We start from the raw sequence: 3,065 nt of genomic DNA, 5'->3' as shown, positions 1-3,065 counted from the left end.
TGCCATCTAAATATTGCTTAGCAATGATACATTTTAGCTCTCGGCTATATTTGGACATAAAAAGACCCCCAATAATTGGTGTCCAACTATTGGGGGTCAGTTCAAAGCTGGGCTTTTTTCATTCTAAACAATAGATATTGGTTTAAGTCACAGCTATTTACTGAGTACCTTTCCTCTTCAATGACAAAAGTAACTTACGCATCATCGCGCCACCTAACAGCATCGCCAGCCAATACCAACCCATTGAACCTCCAGTCTTTTTGATGGTTGGATCTTCCACCAAACTTAACTCTCTAATCTCATTACTATAAGCAAAGTTCTTAATGGTCACTCTGTCATGCCCTGCAGACCCAACCTCATCTTTGCTGTACACAATCATGAAGCTATTGTCTTTAGCTCTCGCCATTGGCAGTTCAACAGTCCCAGATAATTGCCCCGCAAACGCGCCGACTTCAAAGCCGTTAATGTAGATCTCCATGTAGTCACGATCTTCTTCAGAAAAGACGGTGAGATCCAAAGATACGGTACCAGCTGGGATCCCGTCGACAATGAATGCGGTGGACTGGCTATTACCAATATCCGGTGACGCTATCGTATCCCCTTCAACATCCCAAGCTTCTGTGCTGTAGACTGCATTCTTAGGTATCGTGACGAGTGAATTCACCGTATTAGAAACCTCATTCGCGCCAATAGCATATGCCTTTGATGTCACTACACCCGCTAGTGAGTCGGTTGACACCTTGATACCAAAATCATGGTTCCCCACTGAGTCTATGTTGTAGCTTACAACTACATCACAGCCTTCATTCGGTGATAACGTCGCACAACTATTGCTCTTTATAATCGCACTACCATTGTAGGTTATAGGATCGTTTGTACCGGTAGCCAAAGATACGTTGGTTACGTTAACCTCTTGATCAGATTTGTTCGTAAATTCAAACTTGTGTTCAATCGGCCCCAAAGGTCGAGCGCCTAGCATCGCCTTAGTTTGGTAACTAAAGCCTGCCGTCTTCTTACCTATCCAGTCAGCAAAGTGGCTTATGTTGGTGTAGACACCGTATGCCTCTGGCTGAGCGCAACCTTCTCCCCAACTCACAAGACCTAGCTGTTCGAAGTGACCATTGGTGGACAACATGATTGGGCCACCGCTATCCCCGCTGCATGAATCGCGGCCGCCTTCTTTGTAACCAGCACAAAAAGCATCAGCACCGATATCTGAATATCCATCTCCTTGACCAAGGTTACAATCTCGCTGACTAACTAACGGAACATTCACTTGGTGCAACTGGCTCGTGGATGAGTATTGCTCTTGCGACGAATTCTGGTCGCCCCAACCTATGACGGTTAGCATCTGACCTGTACTCAAGTTATCACGGACATAACCATCGACTAGATCAACCGCAGATTCCGTGGGCTTATCACTAAGCTCAATAATGGCAATATCATTACTCACAGGCTCTTGAGTATAACTTTCATGAGCATATATTTGCTCAACAGAATAGCGGTGCTGCTCTACGTCGGGCGAAGAAAGATCAGAGACACCAATGACAACCTCAAAATCTTGGTTGCTGCTTGCTTCGATACAGTGCGCTGCTGTGAGTACATATCGCTCACCAATTAAACTTGCACCGCAGAACTGCCCTTCGTAGGCATCCACATTTTTTGAAACAAGCGCGACCATAAATGGCCAGCTACCTTTTGCTGCTTCGTTACCATTGATAATTTGAGGAGAAATATCTGCCAACACTGGCATTGAGGAGAGGCCAACCGCATAAATACTTAATGGCAGCCATTTTGTCTGGATAACTTTCATTACCTAACCTTTCATTTGTTTTAATAATGACGGGCAGGTTATTTGATAAAAAATAAATATAAACGGTAAGCACATCAAAATATGGCTTACCTTGAAAACGTAACGGATATTATTGGTGGCTAACTCATCACCGCCACAAAATTAATCAGCCCCAACGCCTAACCTTTTGTTTGTAATCAACATATTCTGCACCGAATAATTGCTCTAGTGCTCGCTATTCTGGTTTGATTTGGAACTGATTGATACCAAGTTTGAGACGGAAATTGGTGGTAGCTATAACCGTGAATTCAGATCAAGAAAGCCCAGCTGATTTCATCATTCTGGGCTTTCGCGTTTAACTTAAGGTGATAGGTTGGCTATCAGTCTTAAGTTAACGTCAGTAGTGTAGTTTACTGATCACCTTTCATCTTCAGTGGTGAAAATGACTTACGTACGATCGCACCGCCTAAAAGCACAAATAACCAATGCCAAGCCAGAGAACCGCCACTGCTACCAGAGCTTTTCGCATTCTGCGTACCCTCTGATTTAGATATCTTTATTTCATCGGTATAAGCAAAGTTTTTAATCGTAACTCTGTCATCCCCGTAAGAAATAGAGCCATCTTTCACATATTTAATCATAAGGCTGTTGTTGGAATCCCTAACCATCGGCAAGTTCACTGAACCAGAAAGCTGACCTGATTCTTTGTCGAACTCTTGACCGTTAATATAGAGCTCAAGGTAATCATGATCCAATTCAGACGATACCGTCACATCGAAAGAGACTGTACCGGTAGGTATCCCCTCTACAACCAACATGGTCGATTCGCTGCTACCTATTGATGGAGAGACGATTGTTGATCCTTCGGTACCCCAAGCTTGTGTGCTGTAAACACCACTGTTTGGTACACTCACATAAGAGTCCACAGCATTCGTTACAGATCTCGCTCCAATCACAGAAGCCTTTGATGTGACCGTGCCCAATAGTGAATCAGTATCAACATTAATGCCAAACTCATGTTCGCCAATTGAGTTCAGGTTATAACTCACCACTACTTCACAGCTTTGTCCTGCTGTTAAAGTGCTACATCCGTTGTCAGTTATAACGGTGTCGTAATAAGAAACAGGAGAAACATGATTTACTTCGATATTTTGATCAGACTTGTTGGTAAATTCAAAAGTATGTGAGATAGGCGCCAATAATCTTGCACCTAGCATTTCTATTTGACGATAACTAAACCCTGCTTTCTGCTCATTAATCCAATCATCAAAAT

1 protein-coding gene and 1 pseudogene are annotated in these 3,065 nt (G+C 43.2%); both read right to left on the bottom strand.

Features of this window, described 5'->3' with window-relative positions; translation table 11 throughout:
* Positions 1-157: 157 nt before the first annotated feature.
* Positions 158-1,813 carry a trypsin-like serine protease gene (locus tag BCT81_RS24685; protein WP_102426174.1) on the bottom strand — a complete coding sequence of 552 codons (1,656 nt, stop codon included), beginning with the start codon at positions 1,811-1,813 and terminating at the stop codon, positions 158-160.
* 389 nt (positions 1,814-2,202) lie between these two features.
* Positions 2,203-3,065, bottom strand: a pseudogene (locus BCT81_RS24680) (serine protease); the annotation flags it as partial.

It is taken from the genome of Vibrio sp. 10N.261.52.A1 (genome assembly GCF_002876325.1).
In the GTDB taxonomy this organism is placed as follows: domain Bacteria; phylum Pseudomonadota; class Gammaproteobacteria; order Enterobacterales; family Vibrionaceae; genus Vibrio; species Vibrio chagasii.
The sequence above is the reverse complement of the archived record's forward strand: the minus strand, read 5'-3'. Positions and strand labels throughout refer to the sequence as shown.

What these genes read in the sequence shown, in the direction of transcription:
- BCT81_RS24685 (WP_102426174.1), bottom strand. Translation starts at nt 1,813, where the DNA reads ATGAAAGTTATCCAGACAAAATGGCTGCCATTAAGTATTTATGCGGTT.